The sequence below is a fragment of the Marinomonas sp. THO17 genome (assembly GCF_040436405.1).
Lineage (GTDB): Bacteria > Pseudomonadota > Gammaproteobacteria > Pseudomonadales > Marinomonadaceae > Marinomonas.
In genome coordinates this window covers 618226-636648 of sequence record NZ_AP031575.1, presented here as the reverse complement: position 1 = coordinate 636648, position 18423 = coordinate 618226, and the positions used below count along the sequence as shown (strand labels likewise).

The following is an 18423-nucleotide window of genomic DNA, read 5'->3' as shown; positions in this document are numbered from 1 at the left end:
ATTGTGTAGAGGATGTGATTCTACTTTTGATTCTACTTAAGCCACATTAGCGTCTGTGCTTTGCAGAATTTTTTGGTTAACGGTAGCCATCAGTGCTTGTACGGAAGCGGATACAATATCGTTATCAATGGCTACGCCATTGAAGCGATCACCATCAATATTGGCTTGTACATAGGCGATGGCTTGCGCATCACTGCCCACCGTTAGGGCATGTTCTTGGTACTGAATAATATCAACCCGCATGCCAAAGTGTTTGCCTAAGGCTTCACTGAAGGCAGACAAAGCGCCGTTGCCAGTTCCGGTTATTTTGATTGTACCGGATGCGCTGTTTAGGTCGGCATGAACTGTGTCCACGTCATCTTTGGCGTGATCGTATTTGCCCAGTTGATAGGGCTTGGTGCCAGTCATAAAACTGGATTCGAATAAATCTTTCATCGATTCCGCATTGACAACACCACCATCTTGCTCGGCAAATTGCTGTACGATTGGACTGAATTCCACTTGCAACCAGCGTGGCAAGGCTAAACCGTATTCTTGTTCAAGGGTATAAGCCACACCGCCCTTACCAGATTGGCTGTTAACGCGGATCACTTCTTGGTAGCTGCGACCCACATCGCGAGGGTCAATCGGCAAGTAAGCCACGTCCCAAGGTTTGTCATCGGTCTGATTCGCCAAACATTTTTTGATGGCGTCTTGGTGAGAGCCAGAGAAAGCGGTAAACACCAATTCACCCGCGTAAGGATGGCGCGGATGAACCTGTAGTAAGGTGCAGGCTTGAACCACACTTATGATGCGGTCCATATCGCCTAACGCTAACTCTGGATCAATGCCTTGGCTGTACATGTTCATGGCCATAGTCACCACGTCCATGTTGCCGGTTCTTTCACCATTACCTAGTAAGGTACCTTCAATGCGATCAGCGCCCGCCATGAGGCCAAGTTCCGCCGCTGCAACCCCACAGCCACGGTCATTGTGAGTATGAAGGCTAATGATCATGCTATCGCGCTGTTTTACCTCGCGGCAGAAATATTCAATCTGATCAGCAAAACGGTTTGGGGTCGCCACTTCCACTGTCGCTGGCAAGTTAATGATGATTTTGTTGTCTGGTGTGGGTTGCCAAACGTCAGCAACCGCATCAACCACTTCGACGGCAAAGTCGGTTTCCGTACCCGTGAAGCTTTCTGGTGAGTACTGGAATACCCACTCTGTTTCAGGGTATTTTTCGGCGTGTTCTTTTACACATTGCGCGCCTTTTACGGCAATCTCTTTGATGCCGTCTTTACCAAGGCGAAAGACTTGTTCGCGTTGGGTTTTGGACGTTGAATTGTAGACGTGGACGATGGCTTTTTTGGCCCCTTTTAGAGACTCATAAGTGCGCTCAATCAATTCAGGGCGCGCTTGCGTCAATACCTGAATATACACATCGTCTGGTACTTGATCTTCTTCTATTAACCAACGAACAAAATCAAAATCCAATTGAGAAGCCGCTGGGAAGCCGACCTCTATCTCTTTGAAACCTACGTCAACCAGTAGGGCGAAGAATTGTTTCTTTTGTTCCACTGTCATGGGTTCAACCAGTGCTTGGTTGCCATCGCGCAGGTCAACGCTAGACCAAATCGGTGCTTTGGTGATTTCTTGGTCGGGCCAAGTGCGGTTTGCAATGGCGACAGGCTGGAATGGTCTGTACTTAGTGTGATCAAAAGAGGTCATGATCTTTCCCTTCCTATGTTAAGGAGCGGATAAGCTCCGATGGTAAACAGTTGCGTTGTTAAGGAGGTACGGTGGCGTCCTTAATGATTTCGCTATCTGTATATAATAGCGAACTTTCTGGGGTAAAAGATTGCGTTTTTTATAGAAATTTCAATCCGTATGGCATTATATTGCGTATATAAAGAATAAATTAGCAATATGAGGCTTATGTTTTGGGTTTTGATAAGATTGATTTGAGTATTCTTCGAGAATTACAGCAAGATTCTAGCTTAACCAATCAAGAGCTGGCTGATCGGGTTGGCTTGTCTGCTTCTCCCTGTCTGCGGAGGGTGAAAGCCTTGGAAGAGGCTGGTGTGATTGATCGCAGTGTGACTTTACTCGACCAAAAGAAGTTGGGGCTAAAATTAACCGCTTTTATTCAGATTAGTATGGACAGACATACACCGGAACGCTTTGAAGTGTTTGAATCATTGGTGGAATCCTATCCAGAAGTAAAATCTTGCAATCTCGTGACTGGCCAATCAGCAGACTACTTATTAGAAGTGGTGGTTGAGGATATGGATAAATATCAGGAGTTTCTACTGGGTAGATTGACGCGTATAGCGGGTGTCACCGGAGTGCATTCCAGTTTCTTATTGAGGCGTATTATTAATCGTACCGCTTTGCCATTGGATCATTTGGCATGATGCGTTGAACAGGTGTTGAACTTTTCCAAAAAAGCATGAAAGAAATGCTGGATTAATATTGATTTTTTCATAATTGACCAAATGTAAGGGCGTTATACTTTACCGCAGTAAATAATCCCTAGAGAGAGCAGTAATGACAGATTTGACCATTAAGCGTCGAGTAATGATTCCGGTTCGAGCCGGTGACGTGACCGCTGAGTTCATTTCCTTTAATGGTGATGACTCAGGTAAAGAACACATAGGGATATATTTTGAAGGTAACTCGAAATACACTCAGCAAACGGATTATGTGCCTTTAGTGCGTTTGCATTCTGAATGTTTGACAGGTGATGTATTTGGTTCTGGCCGCTGTGATTGTGGTGAGCAACTGGATGAAGCCATTGACCGCATTAATGAGGAAGGGGGTTACATCCTCTATTTGCGTCAAGAAGGTCGTGGTATTGGCTTGTATGCCAAACTAGAAGCGTACGCTTTACAGGATCAAGGTTACGATACCTACCAAGCCAACGAAATGTTGCATTTGCCTGAGGATGGCCGTGATTTTGGCATTGCTGCCAACATGTTATTAGCCCTTGGAGTAAAGCAAGTACGCTTGTTAACCAACAACCCAGATAAAGCTCAGCAATTAAAAGAGCATGGCATTGATGTTGTGGAGCTGGTACCGACAAAAGTCCATGTTAATCAACATAATCGTCAATATTTGGAAACCAAGGCAAAACGCAAGCAACACACGCTTAAGTTTGAAGAATGACGTTAACATTAAAATGTTACGATTTGTTGCGAAAGCCCCGAAAGGGGTTTTTTTTGGCTTTGATGATTTGGTCTTTGTACATTTTTTGAGTAATCTTGACCTTTATCTGACAAAAAGTGATACAAAAGCCATGCGGATGAAACATGGCTTTTTTAAACGTCACGAAGAGATTGAGTCAATAGAAAGGTGTAGTTATGAAGAAGATGTTTCTTGTTTTGCTTGTATTAGGACCATCAGCTGCTCTGGCTGACAGTGCATTAATTGGCATTTATTGTCAGGAAAACAGCAATGGTGCCAAGGTGTATGTGAACGAGGAACTGAAATTTGAGTGTGCGGATTTTGCTCGTGAAGCCCTGGTGGTTGAGGAAGGTCGCTATCAAGTTAAAGCGGTACAAAGTATCAATCAAGAACAAGAAAAAATCTTTTCTCAGCAAGTGGATGCTACTCCTGATCGACCACAAAGAGTGCGCATAACCATGCCGCAAGAAGCCACGCTGACGGCTTATGGTGTGACGATGAAAAAACAAAGAGAAGCGGAAGCGGCGCGAAAATTGGTACTTGAACAGGAACGCAAAGCTAAGCAAGCTTTAGAGTCCGATTTGGCGCAAGCCAAAGCGGGGGATTTAGCGGCAATGCAGCGAGTCATTGAGCGTTATCAAACGGGTCGGGGCGTAGAGAAAAATCCGCTTCAGGTAGACTATTGGCAGCGTCAATATCAAGTTCAAAAAGCGCAGCAAGAACGTCAAGCTAAAATTGCCAAATTACAACAGGAGTTGGATGACAATCCTTATTTTTATTGGTTGGGTTTGTTTCCAAGGGCCATGAAAAATTCCGATGCGTCTGAAAGCTCAACCATTATAACCGGACTACCATCCTATACCTTCAGCGACATTATTTCTTCACCAACGGTTTATTCAGCTCGCAAAGACATTCAAGAAAGATTAGATGCCATCGAAGGGCATGCAGTGCGTTGGGCTAAGCCTGATGCTATGGTGGCAAAAACGACACCTTAGGTTTGCAATGAAGCGCTGCATTTCGTTAAGCATACTGTTTGGTTTGCTTATGATATTGCAAGGATGCGCCATACCTCATAAGGCAAGTAAGCCTGTTGTTTATTGTGATAATACGATGGACAAAAGTGTGCTGAATAAAGCACCAGCTTTATTAGCGGCCGCACGTCGAGACAATAGCTTGTGCACAGAGTTAACTTATTTGTTGGCGGTCGACAATGCCGTGGCGGATTTTGAGTTTTCGTCATCTGAATTACTGGCGGATAAACGTTTTCAATACGCCAAAGATTTAATTAAAGATCGACATCAAGCTCAGTATGACATTTTTGTAGCGATATTGCGTGCGTATCTTGTAGAAGAAGACTTTGCCTGTCGTCATCCTGTTTATGCTGCTTATTTTGCACGACGTTATCAGGCGCAAGTGAATTACCAACACTGTCTAGATCCAGTACCTTTTTATCTGTTTGATTCCAACCAAGGCGGACACCTGGTATCCATTAATCCACAAGATGTGCGAGAAATTCATCTGGTTTTCGCTTCAGAAGGACGGGGGGTTGCCTCCTCTTTTGGCCATGTTTCGGTGCGGCTTTTGGTTTGTCCTGATGCCTCATCCAGTCTACAAGCTTGTCAACAAAACCTCTTTAATCATGTGTTTTTAGGCTATGTAGCGCGCATAGACGGTTTTACTATGAATGTGTTAAAGGGCTTTTTTGGTGGTTATGATGCGCACTTATTTGCTTCAACTTTTCGCGAAGTGTTTCGTGCCAATACCTTACTTGCGGATCGCGACTTGTATTCCTTGCCGTTGAATTTGTCTGCGCAACAGGTCGAACAAATTGTTAGGGATTTATCAGAAATTCATTGGAGTTATCGTGGTAATTACCGTTTTATTACGGTGAATTGCGCCACCTTATTGCAAGATCTCTTGAATGAGGCTTTGCAATTAGAGAATCAGTCAAATGAAGCATTGGGTTTTTTGCGTCCTGATTCATTGTTTCATCAGTTAAGAAATAGCCCTTTAGCGCGGGGTAGTGAGTTGCTTTCACTCGATAAGGCTGAGTCGAAAGGTTACTACTTTCCACGCAATCGTGTGTATTACCAACAAGCTTTATCAGCCTTGTTGGATGCCATTGATGAGTATCCGTATGCAAGCTTAGAGCAATACGATCAATCCCGTGCAGCGAAACGCTTGTATGATTTGTTGTTGTCTGATTCGGTTTATAACAACTTGGCCAGCAATGACTACTTATTAGAGGCGCAATTGTTGCTTGAGGAACGCCAGCTGGTGTATTTGCGTTTTGATCTGTTTCTTAAGGTGGTTGACATTGTCATTGAGCTGCAACTGCTGGATGTCATGCAAGCCAAGCTCAAGGCTTTGCCCGAGGGGGTGGATAAGCAGCTTTTGCGACACTGTTACGTGTTGCCTTTATTGCAAGTGCAGATGGCTGTGCCTCGTTTTGATGGCATTCCTAAGCTAAGACAGTTAGCTGACTTTCAAGCCAAGAGCGAATTGGTGTGTGGTTCACAACAAGCACAACAGAAAATATTTACTCTGGTGGCGTCGGCGGTGCCAGATGATCATCAAGGTATGAAAGAGCTGAAGTTACTGGAGCAAGAGCTGGTGCAAACGCTCGATAATATTGAGACTTTAGAGGGGCTGTTCTGATGAAAAAATGCACAATAATGAGTGGGATATTAAGTCTGTTACTTAGCTTTGGCACCATGACAACAATGGCAGAAACCTCGCCGCAGGACATGCTTAAAATGTTGGACCAGTTAGATCAGTTGGATCGCTTGGATCAAATGGAATTTGATGACGCTATTGAAGCAGGTTATCGCTGTACGGACGATGAAAACTTTGCTTGTGCAGATCAAGAAATCAAAAAAGCACGCCCTCTGGTATTCGATCAAGACTCAAAACAGCGCCTGAATGACTTAATGGCTTACCGTCAGGATCAGGAAAAATACTACAAACAAAAGCAGCGTCTCGTTGTCCAACAAAAATTGGAAGCGAAATGTGCCAGACGTTGCCCCATTGCTAGAGAATATGCCCAGTGTGTTGCTGGCAATTTGGATTCTTGGGATTGTCGTGATGAGGAAGCAAGCGACAACTCAGGTGGTTCATCTGGATCTAATAGCACAATGGCGGCATTTAGCTCCGCTTTGACTCAATTGAATAATCAATTGCAGGCAGATTTGGCTCGTCAACAAGCGGATTTTAATCGTCAACTGAAACAGATTGAAGCACAACGACAAGAAAAAGAACGGCAAAAACGTCAGCAACAAGCTCAACAGCGTCGAGTACAACAAGAGCAACAACAGGCACTGGCAAATATTCAGCAACAACAAGAGCAGGCTAGACGTCAGGCAGAGCAAAGACGGCAGGCAGAAGAAGCACGTCGGCAGCGAGAGGAGGAGCGTCGTTTAGCAGAAGAGAAACGTCGTCAGGAAAGACAGGCCCGTGCGTTAGCCCAGCAAAGAGCCAAAGAAGAAGAGGCCAGAAACAAGCAGATATATCTGAGCAAACTGACTTCAGGAGCTCGCTTAGCGGCAAGAAATTGTTTTGGTGAAAAACATGTTTTTGGGACCTTGCCAGTGATTAAGCCTGAGTTAGTGTCCTGTGTGAATGTAAATTTCTCTGTACAATGCTCTTCCTCAGGGCCTGTCGTGCACCGTGGTGTGCTCAGAAATCACATTAATATGAATGCAGGAAGTTGTTTTGGCGATACTAGTCAAGTACCTAGTTCGGTTGCTTGTCCAGCCAAACAGTTTGTGGTTCGCGCCACCTCAGTCGAAGGTTGTTAGAGTAAAAAGCGCCGTTTAATGAATCGACGCTTTTGCTGTTTGAAACTTGGGTAAAGTGAAAAGATCACTTAGTTTTCTTCTTTTTCTTTTTGTTACGTGGTGAGCGGGCTTTGGTTTTTGGTTCTAACCCTTCAATGCGGCCAAATTTAATATTGCTTTGCATGAAGCGCTGAATCTTCTCAATCATCGGCAGGTCATTAATGTCGATCAATGAGATGCATTCGCCCGGAGCACCTTCCCGAGAGGCGCGGCCAGCACGATGGATATAAGAGTCCGCTTTGCGTGGTAAGCGTAAGTTAATGACGGTGTTGATTTCCGGTAGATCAATGCCGCGCGATGCCACATCAGTGGCGACCAACACTTGCAAGCGACCGCGCTTCATTTGTTTTAAATGCTCGCTACGATCACCTTGCTTCATTTCCCCATGTAGGCCATCACACATAATGTTCATGTTACGTATCTTTTGTACCCACACATCCACATGATCACGGTTCGATACGAATACTACTGCCTGCTGAACCCCTTCTTTGCCGAGCAGATGCTTGAGTATTGCTTCCTTATGGGCATCGTCGTCCACACGATAAGCAATTTGTCGAATCTGATTGGGCACAGTGCGTGATGATTCGCCAAGGCGAATTTGTTCCGTATCTGGGCTTAATAGGGCACTGGCAAAGCGGCCCATTTTTTCACCTTCAAGGGTGGCTGAAAACATCAAGGTTTGGTGCTCTGTGGGCAATTCTTTGGCGATATGGTTAATGGCATTAACAAAGCCCATATCGAGCATGCGATCGGCTTCGTCGATAACAAAATAGCTAACATCGGTTAGATCCAGCCATTGCTTTTCGTCCAATTCCACTAGGCGCCCAGGGGTGGCAATCAAGATGTCACAGGCTTCGCTTAATTGTTGCTGCTGCATGCCGTAAGGAGTGCCGCCAATAATGAGCTGTGATTGAATGCGTGTATGCTGAGTCAGTTCGCCAATTACGTTAAAAATTTGCCGCGCTAATTCGCGACTTGGCGCTAAAATTAATACTTTTGGTGCTGTGGTGGCGGTCTCATCCCTGTCTAATACGTGCTGAACGGCTGGGGCGCAGAAGGCGATGGTTTTACCTGTTCCGGTCGGGGCGGTAGCCAAAAGGTCAGAACCTTCTAAAATAACAGGGATGGCTTGCTGTTGAATTTCGGTCGGTGTGTCAAAACCTAGACTATTGATTGCTTCTACTATCGTGTAATCTAGCTCTAATTCAGCAAATGACATGTAATCTCTCTGTTGCAGGAATTTTATTGCAGAAAAAAGGACCTGTTGTTGAGCAATAATCAGTAACAGGCAGATGAGCAGCATGATACCTTGTTTTATGCTGTTTCGAAATCAAAAGCCGTTTTACCAAAGTGAGTTTTTGGCTTACTGCTTGTAAGACGACTATGACCATTGCTTATAAGAAGATAATTTATGTTGCTATCAGACGACTTGGTGATCCACCAAACCATGAATTGGGTAAAAGGATTTATTGTGGAACACAATGTTTGTCCTTTTGCGAAACGAGAAATCGACAATGACACTGTGCGTCTGGTGGTCTTGCGTTCAAAGAAAATGGACATTGCTTTAGAAGAGTTAATGACGGAAATTCAATGGTTAGACGAACATTCCGAGACGGAAACGACCTTGTTGATTTTTCCAACCCTGTTTAAAGATTTTCATCGTTATTTGGATTTTGTTGAAACGGCGGAGAACTTAATGTTTGATCAAGGCTGTGAAGGCGTTTATCAATTGGCGACTTTCCACCCTAATTATTGTTTCGCTGGCACTGAAGACGATGATGTATCGAATTATACCAATCGTTCCCCTTATCCAATGCTGCATATTCTTCGTGAAGCCAGTTTGGATAAAGCCATTGCCTTTTATGGTGATACTTCAAACATTCCGAATGACAACATCAGTAAAATGGAAGCGTTGGGGAAAAAAAGCTTGGAGGATATCTTTCAAGCCTGCATGAGCACAAACTAATCCTTGCGATACCAGTATAAGTCAGTATAGTGCGGGAAAAATCGCTAGCCGGAGAAACCATGGCCACACAAATTGGACGCTTAAATACCTTAAGTGTTGTGAAAGAAAAAGAGTTTGGCGTCTATTTGGATGCTGAAGCACTGGGTGAAATCCTTTTACCAAAACGTTATGTGCCAAAAAATTTGGCACTGGGCGACGATATTGAAGTCTTTGTCTATTTGGACTCGGACGATAAGTTGATTGCCACAACGGATTTTCCAAAGGCGCAAGTGGGTGAGTTTGCGGCGTTAAAAGCGGTGGCGGTGAATCAGGTTGGCGCTTTCTTTGATTGGGGCTTACCAAAAGATTTGTTGGTGCCATTTAGTCAGCAAAAGAATCGTGTCGAGGAAGGTGAAACTCATTTAATGTTCATCTATCTGGATCAAAACACACATCGTATCGTGGCAACTACTAAAATCGATCCTTTGTTGAATCGTGAAGAGGCCCCTTATCGTGTGGGGGATAAAGTGTCGATTATCGTTGGCGACAAAACCAATATCGGTTTCAAGTGTATTATTGATCATCGCTTCTGGGGCGTGCTGTTTTTTGAAGATGCGTTTCGTCAACTGCGCAAAGGTGAGAAAACCACCGCCTATATTAAGCAAATGCGTGATGATGGCAAAATCGACATCAGCTTACAGGAGGTGGGTTATAAAAAAGTTCGCAATATTTTGGATGATGTGATGGATTATTTGGAAGCGCAAGGTGGTGAATCGGATTTAACCGACAAAGCTTCACCTGAAGCCATATATAAAGTCTTTAAAGTAAGTAAGGCCACCTACAAAAAAGCCTTGGGTGCCTTGTACAAAGAGAAGAAAATTGCCTTAACTAAGGAAAAAATTACCAAGCTCTAAGGTTTGAATGAGCGCAGTCGCTTGTTGATGTTGATTGAATACGGCTCTGATTAAAAGCTGCTAAGCAAGGCTTAGCAGCTTTTTTTGTACTTCATCACGTCGTTCGGGATGAGCTATGCCCTCATGGAGTAAGGGCTGAACTTTGAGATCGATTGGGCTGTGATGGATTAAAAAACCTGAGATAAAATCGTTTTCGGTTTGGCGTTGTAAGCGCAAATCTTCGTACATGGAAGAACGATTTAAACGCGTTAATTTAGCCACGGTTTCGACACGATTTTTTAAGTTGTCGTAGGTGAGATGTTGGCTTTGTTCGGCGTAAGTAAACTTAGGATGGGTAAAAATACTCGCCAGTTCAGAGAGGGTAGCCTGCACCAAATTTTGATATTCATCATTGAGAATGTCGCCATTATGCAAGTTGAAAATGGCTGTAATGGGGTTGATGACAGCATTGACAGCAAGCTTCTCAAGAATTCTTTGATGAATATTGATGACCCCAAAGCCTTCTAATGGACAGGTCTTCATTGCGGCTTCACGGTTCCATTGGCCAACGAAGGTATCCCCAAGTCCAGTGTGCTTGATGTGATTAATATCGACTTTTAACACCCCTTCGTTAGTAACGCCCGCCCATAGGGTTTGCTCTGCTGTGAGTACATTAGCCAATTCAGCTTGTGCCCCCATGCCGTTGCACAGGCAAATCACCTCCGCGTCTTTGGTCAAGTGTGGCGCGATTTGTTGGTAAGCATTAAGCAGATCAAAGGATTTGGTGCAGAGCAACACTCGGTCATATTGTTTTTCTAGTTCGGCTGCGGTGAAAGGTTTGATTTTATAGACCTGAGTTTCAGCCAGTTGTTCGCCATACTCATCAACATGAGCATCAAGGGTGATGTATTTCCCGGGGTTGGTGCTGCGGTAGACCATATGCACTTTGTGATCGAGTCGTTTCAGCTTGCAGGCCCAAAAAAGACCAATTGCGCCTGAGCCGACCACTAACCAACGAGTTTGTTTCATAGGGTGATCCATTAGGTGTTTCATTTCATTTCTTGCTATTATCGCGCCAAATGAATTGATTGAAAATGCATAGGAGCAGAAAATGCCATCATTTGATGTTGTCTCTGAATTGGACTGGCACGAAGTCAGCAACGCGGTAGACCAAGCCAATCGTGAACTGACCACACGTTACGACTTTAAAGGGGTGAAAGCCAGCTTTGAAATTAAGGATAAGACCAGCGTTGTTATGCACGCTGAAGCAGAGCCTCAATTGACTCAATTGTCTGATATTTTGAACCAGAAGTTAGTAAAGCGCGGCATTGACTTGAAAAGTCTGGAAAAGGAAGAGGTTGATAGAGGCAGTATGCGTGTGTCGCAGGCCATTAAAATGAAAGAAGGCATTGAAACCGCTGAAGCTAAAAAGATCGTAAAAATGATCAAGGACAGCAAAATTAAGGTGCAGGCGCAAATTCAAGGAGATCAATTACGTGTAACAGGTAAGAAGCGTGATGATCTACAACAAGTGATGAGTTTATTGCGCGGTGCTGACCTTGGCCAACCCGTACAATTTACTAATTTTCGTGACTAAGTAAGCTCACTTAGTTAAGGAAGGCTAAGTCATAAAGCCATATTCGCCTTGCAAGGTGAATATGGCTTTTGTGTTGTCTTTCTAGAATCGTATTTCAGATTGTTCGTTTTAGAGATTATCGGTTTTTACGTTGTTACTTATCTCTGTTTGCTTTGAGGTCAGCAATTGATCTTCTTTCATGAGCGATTTAATCAAACCAAACATCATGGCGATCACTACCAGAGAGAAGGGGAGCGCACCAGCAATAGAGGCTGCTTGCAAACCTTGTAATGCTTCTCTGCCGCCCATTAATAAAACAATTAAGGTGACTGCGCCCAATAGAATACCCCAGATAATGATCTGTTGTTTGGGGGGACGACGGCCAAATGCAAGTAATCGTCCTACCACTAAGGTGCCGGAGTCTGCAGCGGTTATAAAGAAAATCACCACGGCAATAAGCGCAAAACCTTTGGCAATGAAAGCCATATTTCCAGGTGTTAATACGTCAAAAGCGGCATATAGGCTACCAGCGTAATTCCAATTCGTGACGGCCTCATTATAAATGCTCATGTCCGTGCCGTAGATGGATTCGTAAATGCCTGCGGAGCCAATGATGCCAAACCACAGCATGGCTGCCAAAGATGGAATTAAAATCACTCCCAGTACGAATTCACGAATGGTACGACCACGAGAGATTCGAGCAATAAATAAACCAACAAAAGCAGACCAAGCGATCCACCACCCCCAGTAAAAAATTGTCCAACTCCCTTGCCAGGTTCGTTCTTCAGGGCTACGAGCTGTCCATAAACTCATTGCTGTGGCATTCGATATAAAGTCGCCTAACGAAGTTAAGGTGTTGGCAATGATGTAATTGGTACCGTCACTGGCGAACAGAAAATACAGCAGGATAATAATGCAGATATAACTGTTGGAAGTGGCTAAGGATTTTATCCCTCGTGATACGCCACTGGTGGCGGATAAGGTAGCCAGTGCCGTCACAATGACGATGGAGCCAATTGTGATAGATAAAGAAGTGTGTTCAATAATGCCTAATGCAACTAAGCCTGCACCAATTTGTTGGATGCCCAGCCCCAATGTGGTGGAGATACCAAAAATCGTGCCGAGTACAGCGAGAATATCCGCAATATTGCCTATTGGGCCGTAAATTTTATCGCCAATTATAGGGTAAAGCGCTGAACGAATGGATAAAGGTAAGCCTTTTCGGTAGGCAAAATAGGCCAGAGACAATCCCACTAAGCCATACATGCCCCATGCAACTGTTCCCCAATGGAAAAAGGTAAGTGTTAAGCCTGCTGAGGCCGCATCGGCAACCAAATCGTTTGGTACAGGGAAGCCGTTTTGTCCAGGCTGTAAACCATTTTCCAGCGCGGTTTGTTTGGCAGCAAAAAAAGCCTGTACCGCCTGCTTGGTTTCAACATTCATGAAAGGATTGCCACCGTTCCATTGACTGGCAAAGTGCAGCATGGGCTCCGACATGGAAAAAAACAACATTCCTGCGCCAGTGCCACAGCTAAATAACATGGAAAACCAAGCAAAATTAGAAAACTCTGGTTTTTCGTTATCCCGCCCAAGACGAATGCTACCCACTTTGGAAAGCATGAAATATACGCAGATCAGAAACGCTGCCAGCATCAAGGCAATGTAATACCAGCCAAGGGTTTGCTCAATCCAGTTTTTGATATTGAAAAATTGAGAGCTGGCGGTTTTGCCTAGTAGAATGCTATACAGCACGAAGATAAGGATGAGACTAATACAGGTGAGGCCAAGGGTGGAGTTGAGGCCTTTTAAAATGCCTCGGGTTGCGATCAACGAATCTACCTTCTTACTATTCATCTTATTGAGTTCCTTCTTTATTGGGTGATGAATTGTCTACAAAATCCTTTAATTAGAGACATCATGCCTGTTTTTGATCAAAAAAACGACACTTTAGTTGATAAGGCTTTCTGACACTCTTGAATTTACTTAGTTTTTAGTTTGGTTTGATTATTAGTCTGTAGTTTTTTCCCGACAATTAACCAACCTTCCGCTTCAAGGTGTTGTTTCTGTCTCAGGTAAGCATCTGTGCCTTCTGCAAAGCTGATTCGGCCTTGTGCATTGATGACTCTATACCAAGGCAATTTGGTGTCTTTAGGGAGTTTTTTTAGTAATTGGCCTACTTGACGTGCGTAACCTGGAAAGCCAGCCTGTTTCGCTATGTCACCATAACTCACACATTCTCCCATCTGAGTTTGATTCAAAATTTGAAATACTTGCGATTTAAACTCGCTCATCGCTTGATTAGTTGCTTTGTTGCCCATAGTAACCTGTTAACTCAAAAACAAAATGAAGGTGATCATGAGATTTGCGATATTTCTTTTTATCCTTGTGCCCATAATCGAAATGACGGTGCTGATTCAGGTCGGCAGCGAAATTGGCAGTTTGGCCACAGTGGGACTGGTATTCCTTACCGCCATTGTAGGGGTGAGTTTGATCCGTAAGCAAGGTTTGCAAATGTCCTTGAAAGCCCAAGAGAAAATGCAGCGTGGAGAGTTGCCCGCCTCAGAAGTGGCTGAAGGCGTGATGTTGTTGTTTGCAGGTCTGTGTTTGTTGATGCCAGGATTTGTAACCGATGCCATTGGTGGTTTGCTGTTGATTCCCGGCTTGCGCAAACTGTTTGCCGCTGGTTTGGTAATTAAATTGATGAGTTCCATGATGGCGCGAGGAGCCCAGTGGCGTGCTGGCGGTCAGTATCGATCTTCTCAAGATGGTGACATCATCGAAGGCGAATACGAGAACGAAGATAATGATTTAATTGATAAAAAATAATTTTTTTCTGGGGTTGAAAAATAATTGAGTAGCTCTATATATGAGCACGAATAGAGATTCTCGCGAGAGTGCGAGATAAGTCCTGCCAGGGGAGTCCTGGTATTGTTTTAATTTGGAGAAAATGAGAGATGAATATTCGTCCTTTGCACGATCGTGTCGTTGTTCGCCGTAAAGAAGAAGAAACAACAACCGCATCTGGTATTGTTTTACCTGGATCTGCTACAGAAAAACCGACACAAGGCGAGGTTTTGGCTGTGGGCACTGGCCGTATTCAGTCTAATGGTGACGTGCAAGCGCTTGCTGTTAGTGTTGGTGACACTGTTTTGTTCGGTCAATACTCTGGCCAGACAGTGAAAATCGACGGTGAAGAACTACTTATCATGAAAGAAGATGAAATCTACGGAGTGGTAGAAGCTTAATTCTTCTTGTCTTTCTTATTTATTTTTACATGATTAAAACAGTTAAAAAGGTATTAGAGCATGTCAGCTAAAGAAGTGAAATTTGGAGACAGTGCGCGTCAGCAAATGCTTAAAGGTGTTAACGTACTTGCTGATGCAGTGAAAGTAACTTTGGGGCCTAAAGGTCGTAACGTAGTCATCGAAAAATCTTTCGGTGCACCTTTGGTTACCAAAGACGGTGTCAGCGTTGCGAAAGAAATCGAATTGGAAAATAAATTCGAAAATATGGGCGCGCAAATGGTTAAAGAAGTTGCGTCTCAAGCGAACGATGTTGCGGGTGATGGTACAACAACCGCTACCGTTTTGGCGCAAGCTTTGGTAACAGAAGGTCTTAAATCTGTTGCAGCAGGTCGTAACCCAATGGATCTTAAGCGTGGTATCGACAAAGCATCTGAAGCGGTTGTTGCGGAAATCGCTGCCCTTGCAACACCTTGTGCTGATACTCGTGCAGTGGAGCAAGTAGGTACTATCTCTGCTAACTCTGATGAGTCTGTCGGTAAAATCATTGCGGAAGCAATGGAGCGTGTTGGTAAAGAAGGTGTTATCACGGTAGAAGAAGGTTCTGGTTTCGAAGACGAGCTAGATGTTGTAGAAGGTATGCAGTTTGATCGCGGTTACCTATCTCCTTACTTCATTAACAACCAAGAAACCATGAGTGCGGAACTTGAAAATCCATTCATCCTATTGGTTGATAAGAAAATCTCTAACATCCGTGATCTGCTACCGATATTGGAAGGCGTTGCAAAATCCTCTCGTCCATTGTTGATTATCGCTGAAGACGTTGAAGGCGAAGCCTTGGCGACATTGGTTGTTAACAGCATGCGCGGTATCGTGAAAGTGGCAGCCACTAAGGCACCTGGTTTCGGTGATCGTCGTAAAGCTATGTTGGAAGACATCGCCATCCTAACGGGTGCGACTGTGATCTCTGAAGAAGTGGGCCTAAGTCTTGAAGGCACAACTCTTGAGCAATTAGGTACGGCGAAGCGTGTTACCTTGACAAAAGAAAGCACAACCATAGTTGATGGTGCTGGCGATGCGGCAAACATCACGTCTCGTGTTGAGCAAATTCGCGCAGAAATTGCTAACTCTTCTTCTGACTACGACAAAGAGAAACTTCAAGAACGTGTAGCCAAGTTGGCTGGTGGTGTTGCGGTTATCAAGATTGGTGCGGCGACTGAAGTGGCAATGAAAGAGAAGAAAGCTCGTGTTGACGATGCACTTCACGCGACTCGCGCTGCGGTTGAAGAAGGTGTTGTTGCCGGTGGTGGTGTTGCCTTGGTTCGCGCTTTGACAAAAGTACAGACTTTGGAAGGCGATAACGAAGACCAAAACGTGGGTATCGCCCTAGCACTTCGTGCAATGGAATCGCCAATGCGCCAAATCGTTAGCAATGCAGGTGACGAAGCCTCTGTGGTTGTTGACAAAGTCAAGCTAGGCGAAGGTAACTACGGTTACAACGCTGCGACAGGTGAATACGGTGACATGTTGGAAATGGGTATCCTAGATCCAGCGAAAGTAACTCGTTCTGCTCTTCAAGCTGCTGCCTCTGTTGCTGGTCTGATGATCACGACTGAAGCTATGGTTGCTGACCTTCCAAAAGAAGACGCACCAGCTATGCCAGACATGGGCGGCATGGGCGGCATGGGTGGCATGGGCGGCATGATGTAATCATCCCCCAACACTCAGCTCAGCTGAAAAAGAAGCCCCGCTGCCGAAAGGTAGCGGGGCTTTTTTGTGTTGAAGGCCAATAAGCTTTATTGATTCACTGGAAAGTGCTTTTTCAAAAAGGCCATCACAGTCGGTACATATTTTTCACTGTCAAAGATGCGTGCGCTGTGGCCGACGCCTTGTTCTACATAGAGTTCGTTGTCCACACCATATTGATCCAGTAAGGCTTTGAGGTGTTCACTTTGTGATAGGGGAACGCGTTTGTCTTCATCTCCATGTAGTTGAATGTAAGCTGGAGAATGGGCGTTGATGTAACTTGTCGAAGAGGCTTGTTTGGCGAGTTCTGGATTGTCGGTAGGGGCGCTGCCAAGAAACATGGAAACAGAGGATCTTGGTCCGACTTTTTTGCCGTTTTTGGTGCCCATAGCCAGTAGGTCGGTAGGGCCAAAGAAGCTGACGACGGCATCGACTTTGTAATTGGGGTGAGTGTAAAAATCTACCTTGTCATAAGCGGCATTTGTTGCGCCGATAAAGCCTGCTAAATGCCCACCTGCGGATCGTCCCATCATGACCAACTCATCCGCTTTTATATTGTAGTCATTGGCATGTTGGTTGAGGAAGTTAATGGCGTCGTTTATGTCTTGAACTGGTGCTGGAAAGCTAGCCTCACCACTTAAGCGATAGTCAACAGATGCCAAGGCATAACCAGCTTCAAGGACCGAACGGAGTAATAGTGGGTTTTTATTGGGAATGGCGTCCTTTGAGCCACGTTTCCATGCCCCACCATGTACCCAGACTAACAATGGGCTTTTGGTATCTGTGTTTGCTTTTGGCAGATAAAGATCGAGTTTGATGTCTTTGTTGTCAATGCGTTTAAAAGTAATGTTTTTTTCGATTTGATAACTGGTTTGGGATGGATCGCTTTGTGCGGCTAGAGCGTTAGTGAATCCTACTGCGGTGATAACGGCAGTAACAGCAAAGCATTTTTTCATGGTTTCCTCATAAGGCTAATGGCAGTTTGTCGTTACCTGAAAATGATATCGTTTCTCAATTGTGCCTAGAAGACTCTAGACATTTCTTTACATAGACAGCAATTAAACCTGTTTAGTCATCTTTAAGTCATTTGTAAGCTCATGAAAAATAAAATAAAAACTGTGCTTTTTGATGATTTTATCTTGCCTTATCATTAGATGAGTATCATTATCGTTCTCCCTTATTTTATAGAGTATTGGTTAATAGATGATGTTGTCACAACGACAGTTATTGGAATTAATAGAAGCACAACGATTTGGAGCGGAATTTCAGCCAATTGTGGCTCTCGATTCAAAGGAGGTGTACGCCTATGAAGCCCTGTCACGTTTTAAAGATGCTCATGGTAACTTGATACCACCAGATTATGTGTATGCCGCGCTGCATGATAATCCATTATTGCTTTTACAAGTGGAGTTGGCCCAAAAGCGTATTCAGTTGAGCGGTTTATCTAATCAACACAGGATCTTTGTGAATCTCGATCAGGACGCTTTTTATGCTTGTGGTAAAAAGCTTGCTGATAATCCCTTTATCGATTTGATACAAGCGCAAGATAAAGGCCGAGTGGTGGTGGAATTGATTGAAAACTCAGCAATGAGTGATGCCATGATGAGTTTGTCCATGATTGAAGTTTTTAATCAGCTTGGGGTGAGGACAGCGTTGGATGACCTGTGTAATCCAAAATCCATGTTGTCAGTGGCGGTTTTACAGCTGGTAGAGTGGGTTAAATTAGATAAATGTGTGCTAGAACAAAGATTAGATGCTAATTTTATGGTGTTCGTTGAAAAAATTATCGATTTTGCCAAGGTGACAGGCAAAAAAGTGGTGTTGGAAGGTGTGGAAACAGAATCGGATGTTGCCTTTGCTCATCAAATCGGTGTGGATTACATTCAGGGCTTTTATTTTAAAGAGCAATTTGTTCAGTTTTGGGGGAGTTAATTGGCGAAATACATAACGCTCTCATTTTGCCAGAGTTAGTTTGTTGGATTTGTGTAAAATCTGTGCGAAATTTGAGCAGGGGTTTGAG

At 44.2% G+C, this 18423-nt stretch carries 18 protein-coding genes; 12 read left to right on the top strand and 6 right to left on the bottom strand.

From position 1 onward, the window contains the following. Positions 1-36: 36 nt before the first annotated feature. Positions 37-1710: a 2-isopropylmalate synthase gene (gene leuA / locus ABXS85_RS02975; protein ID WP_353668564.1), complete on the bottom strand. Its 1674-nt coding sequence runs from the start codon at positions 1708-1710 to the stop codon at positions 37-39. A gap of 212 nt (positions 1711-1922) precedes the next feature. On the opposite strand from leuA, the gene ABXS85_RS02970 reads away from it, so the two are divergent. The 5 genes from ABXS85_RS02970 (at position 1923) to ABXS85_RS02950 (ending at position 6962) form a co-directional block, all read left to right on the top strand. After that, positions 1923-2396, top strand: a complete 474-nt coding sequence (locus ABXS85_RS02970; RefSeq protein ID WP_353668563.1) for an Lrp/AsnC family transcriptional regulator — start codon at positions 1923-1925, stop codon at positions 2394-2396. A gap of 133 nt (positions 2397-2529) precedes the next feature. Further along, positions 2530-3147 carry a GTP cyclohydrolase II gene (gene ribA / locus ABXS85_RS02965; protein ID WP_353668562.1) on the top strand — a complete coding sequence of 206 codons (618 nt, stop codon included), beginning with the start codon at positions 2530-2532 and terminating at the stop codon, positions 3145-3147. Positions 3148-3341: 194 nt separating this feature from the next. After that, positions 3342-4160 carry a hypothetical protein gene (locus ABXS85_RS02960; RefSeq protein ID WP_353668561.1) on the top strand — a complete coding sequence of 273 codons (819 nt, stop codon included), beginning with the start codon at positions 3342-3344 and terminating at the stop codon, positions 4158-4160. A gap of 127 nt (positions 4161-4287) precedes the next feature. Continuing rightward, positions 4288-5823, top strand: a complete 1536-nt coding sequence (locus ABXS85_RS02955) for a DUF4105 domain-containing protein (RefSeq protein ID WP_353668560.1) — start codon at positions 4288-4290, stop codon at positions 5821-5823. Next, entirely contained in the window at positions 5823-6962 is a 1140-nt protein-coding gene (locus tag ABXS85_RS02950) for a hypothetical protein (RefSeq protein ID WP_353668559.1), read from the top strand. Before ABXS85_RS02955 ends, ABXS85_RS02950 begins: the two co-directional genes overlap by 1 nt. A gap of 64 nt (positions 6963-7026) precedes the next feature. On the opposite strand, the gene ABXS85_RS02945 is transcribed toward ABXS85_RS02950, so the two are convergent. After that, positions 7027-8220: a DEAD/DEAH box helicase gene (locus ABXS85_RS02945; protein ID WP_353668558.1), complete on the bottom strand. Its 1194-nt coding sequence runs from the start codon at positions 8218-8220 to the stop codon at positions 7027-7029. A 192-nt stretch (positions 8221-8412) separates the two neighbouring features. Here ABXS85_RS02945 and ABXS85_RS02940 point away from each other — a divergent pair, with 192 nt between their 5' ends. Both ABXS85_RS02940 and ABXS85_RS02935 read left to right on the top strand, forming a co-directional pair. Beyond that, positions 8413-8967, top strand: coding sequence for a DUF1415 domain-containing protein (locus ABXS85_RS02940; RefSeq protein ID WP_353668557.1), 555 nt, complete (start codon positions 8413-8415; stop codon positions 8965-8967). 59 nt (positions 8968-9026) lie between these two features. Further along, positions 9027-9860, top strand: coding sequence for a S1-like domain-containing RNA-binding protein (locus ABXS85_RS02935; RefSeq protein ID WP_353668556.1), 834 nt, complete (start codon positions 9027-9029; stop codon positions 9858-9860). A 60-nt stretch (positions 9861-9920) separates the two neighbouring features. On the opposite strand, the gene ABXS85_RS02930 is transcribed toward ABXS85_RS02935, so the two are convergent. Then, the gene (locus ABXS85_RS02930; RefSeq protein WP_353668555.1) at positions 9921-10892 is read right to left on the bottom strand and encodes a 2-dehydropantoate 2-reductase; all 972 of its coding nucleotides are present in this window, start codon (positions 10890-10892) and stop codon (positions 9921-9923) included. Between the two features lie 58 nt (positions 10893-10950). On the opposite strand from ABXS85_RS02930, the gene ABXS85_RS02925 reads away from it, so the two are divergent. Beyond that, positions 10951-11436 (top strand): YajQ family cyclic di-GMP-binding protein, encoded by a 486-nt coding sequence (locus tag ABXS85_RS02925; RefSeq protein WP_353668554.1) that lies wholly within the window; start codon positions 10951-10953, stop codon positions 11434-11436. Between the two features lie 108 nt (positions 11437-11544). On the opposite strand, the gene ABXS85_RS02920 is transcribed toward ABXS85_RS02925, so the two are convergent. Both ABXS85_RS02920 and ABXS85_RS02915 read right to left on the bottom strand, forming a co-directional pair. Further along, a complete protein-coding gene (locus ABXS85_RS02920; protein ID WP_353668553.1) occupies positions 11545-13269 on the bottom strand; it encodes a BCCT family transporter in 1725 nt (574 codons plus the stop codon). 125 nt (positions 13270-13394) lie between these two features. After that, positions 13395-13733, bottom strand: coding sequence for an MGMT family protein (locus ABXS85_RS02915; protein ID WP_353668552.1), 339 nt, complete (start codon positions 13731-13733; stop codon positions 13395-13397). Between the two features lie 37 nt (positions 13734-13770). Between ABXS85_RS02915 and ABXS85_RS02910 the strand changes: the two genes are divergently transcribed. The 3 genes from ABXS85_RS02910 (at position 13771) to groL (ending at position 16367) form a co-directional block, all read left to right on the top strand. Next, positions 13771-14241: an FxsA family protein gene (locus ABXS85_RS02910; RefSeq protein WP_353668551.1), complete on the top strand. Its 471-nt coding sequence runs from the start codon at positions 13771-13773 to the stop codon at positions 14239-14241. A gap of 128 nt (positions 14242-14369) precedes the next feature. Further along, entirely contained in the window at positions 14370-14660 is a 291-nt protein-coding gene (locus ABXS85_RS02905) for a co-chaperone GroES (RefSeq protein WP_353668550.1), read from the top strand. 60 nt (positions 14661-14720) lie between these two features. Next, the gene (gene groL, locus ABXS85_RS02900) at positions 14721-16367 is read left to right on the top strand and encodes a chaperonin GroEL (RefSeq protein WP_353668549.1); all 1647 of its coding nucleotides are present in this window, start codon (positions 14721-14723) and stop codon (positions 16365-16367) included. Between the two features lie 86 nt (positions 16368-16453). On the opposite strand, the gene ABXS85_RS02895 is transcribed toward groL, so the two are convergent. Beyond that, entirely contained in the window at positions 16454-17359 is a 906-nt protein-coding gene (locus ABXS85_RS02895; RefSeq protein WP_353668548.1) for an alpha/beta hydrolase, read from the bottom strand. A gap of 247 nt (positions 17360-17606) precedes the next feature. Between ABXS85_RS02895 and ABXS85_RS02890 the strand changes: the two genes are divergently transcribed. Further along, complete coding sequence (locus ABXS85_RS02890; RefSeq protein WP_353668547.1) at positions 17607-18335, top strand: EAL domain-containing protein; 729 nt, start codon at positions 17607-17609, stop codon at positions 18333-18335. The last annotated feature ends 88 nt before the right edge of the window (positions 18336-18423 follow it).

Excerpts from the sequence above, each read along its gene's own strand:
- leuA (WP_353668564.1), bottom strand. The coding sequence starts at position 1,710 with ATGACCTCTTTTGATCACACTAAGTACAGACCATTCCAGCCTGTCGCC.
- ribA (WP_353668562.1), top strand. The coding sequence starts at position 2,530 with ATGACAGATTTGACCATTAAGCGTCGAGTAATGATTCCGGTTCGAGCC.
- ABXS85_RS02960 (WP_353668561.1), top strand. The coding sequence starts at position 3,342 with ATGAAGAAGATGTTTCTTGTTTTGCTTGTATTAGGACCATCAGCTGCT.
- ABXS85_RS02950 (WP_353668559.1), top strand. The coding sequence starts at position 5,823 with ATGAAAAAATGCACAATAATGAGTGGGATATTAAGTCTGTTACTTAGC.
- ABXS85_RS02945 (WP_353668558.1), bottom strand. The coding sequence starts at position 8,220 with ATGTCATTTGCTGAATTAGAGCTAGATTACACGATAGTAGAAGCAATC.
- ABXS85_RS02940 (WP_353668557.1), top strand. The coding sequence starts at position 8,413 with ATGTTGCTATCAGACGACTTGGTGATCCACCAAACCATGAATTGGGTA.
- ABXS85_RS02935 (WP_353668556.1), top strand. The coding sequence starts at position 9,027 with ATGGCCACACAAATTGGACGCTTAAATACCTTAAGTGTTGTGAAAGAA.
- ABXS85_RS02930 (WP_353668555.1), bottom strand. The coding sequence starts at position 10,892 with ATGAAACACCTAATGGATCACCCTATGAAACAAACTCGTTGGTTAGTG.
- ABXS85_RS02925 (WP_353668554.1), top strand. The coding sequence starts at position 10,951 with ATGCCATCATTTGATGTTGTCTCTGAATTGGACTGGCACGAAGTCAGC.
- ABXS85_RS02920 (WP_353668553.1), bottom strand. The coding sequence starts at position 13,269 with ATGAATAGTAAGAAGGTAGATTCGTTGATCGCAACCCGAGGCATTTTA.
- ABXS85_RS02915 (WP_353668552.1), bottom strand. The coding sequence starts at position 13,733 with ATGGGCAACAAAGCAACTAATCAAGCGATGAGCGAGTTTAAATCGCAA.
- ABXS85_RS02910 (WP_353668551.1), top strand. The coding sequence starts at position 13,771 with ATGAGATTTGCGATATTTCTTTTTATCCTTGTGCCCATAATCGAAATG.
- ABXS85_RS02905 (WP_353668550.1), top strand. The coding sequence starts at position 14,370 with ATGAATATTCGTCCTTTGCACGATCGTGTCGTTGTTCGCCGTAAAGAA.
- groL (WP_353668549.1), top strand. The coding sequence starts at position 14,721 with ATGTCAGCTAAAGAAGTGAAATTTGGAGACAGTGCGCGTCAGCAAATG.
- ABXS85_RS02895 (WP_353668548.1), bottom strand. The coding sequence starts at position 17,359 with ATGAAAAAATGCTTTGCTGTTACTGCCGTTATCACCGCAGTAGGATTC.
- ABXS85_RS02890 (WP_353668547.1), top strand. The coding sequence starts at position 17,607 with ATGATGTTGTCACAACGACAGTTATTGGAATTAATAGAAGCACAACGA.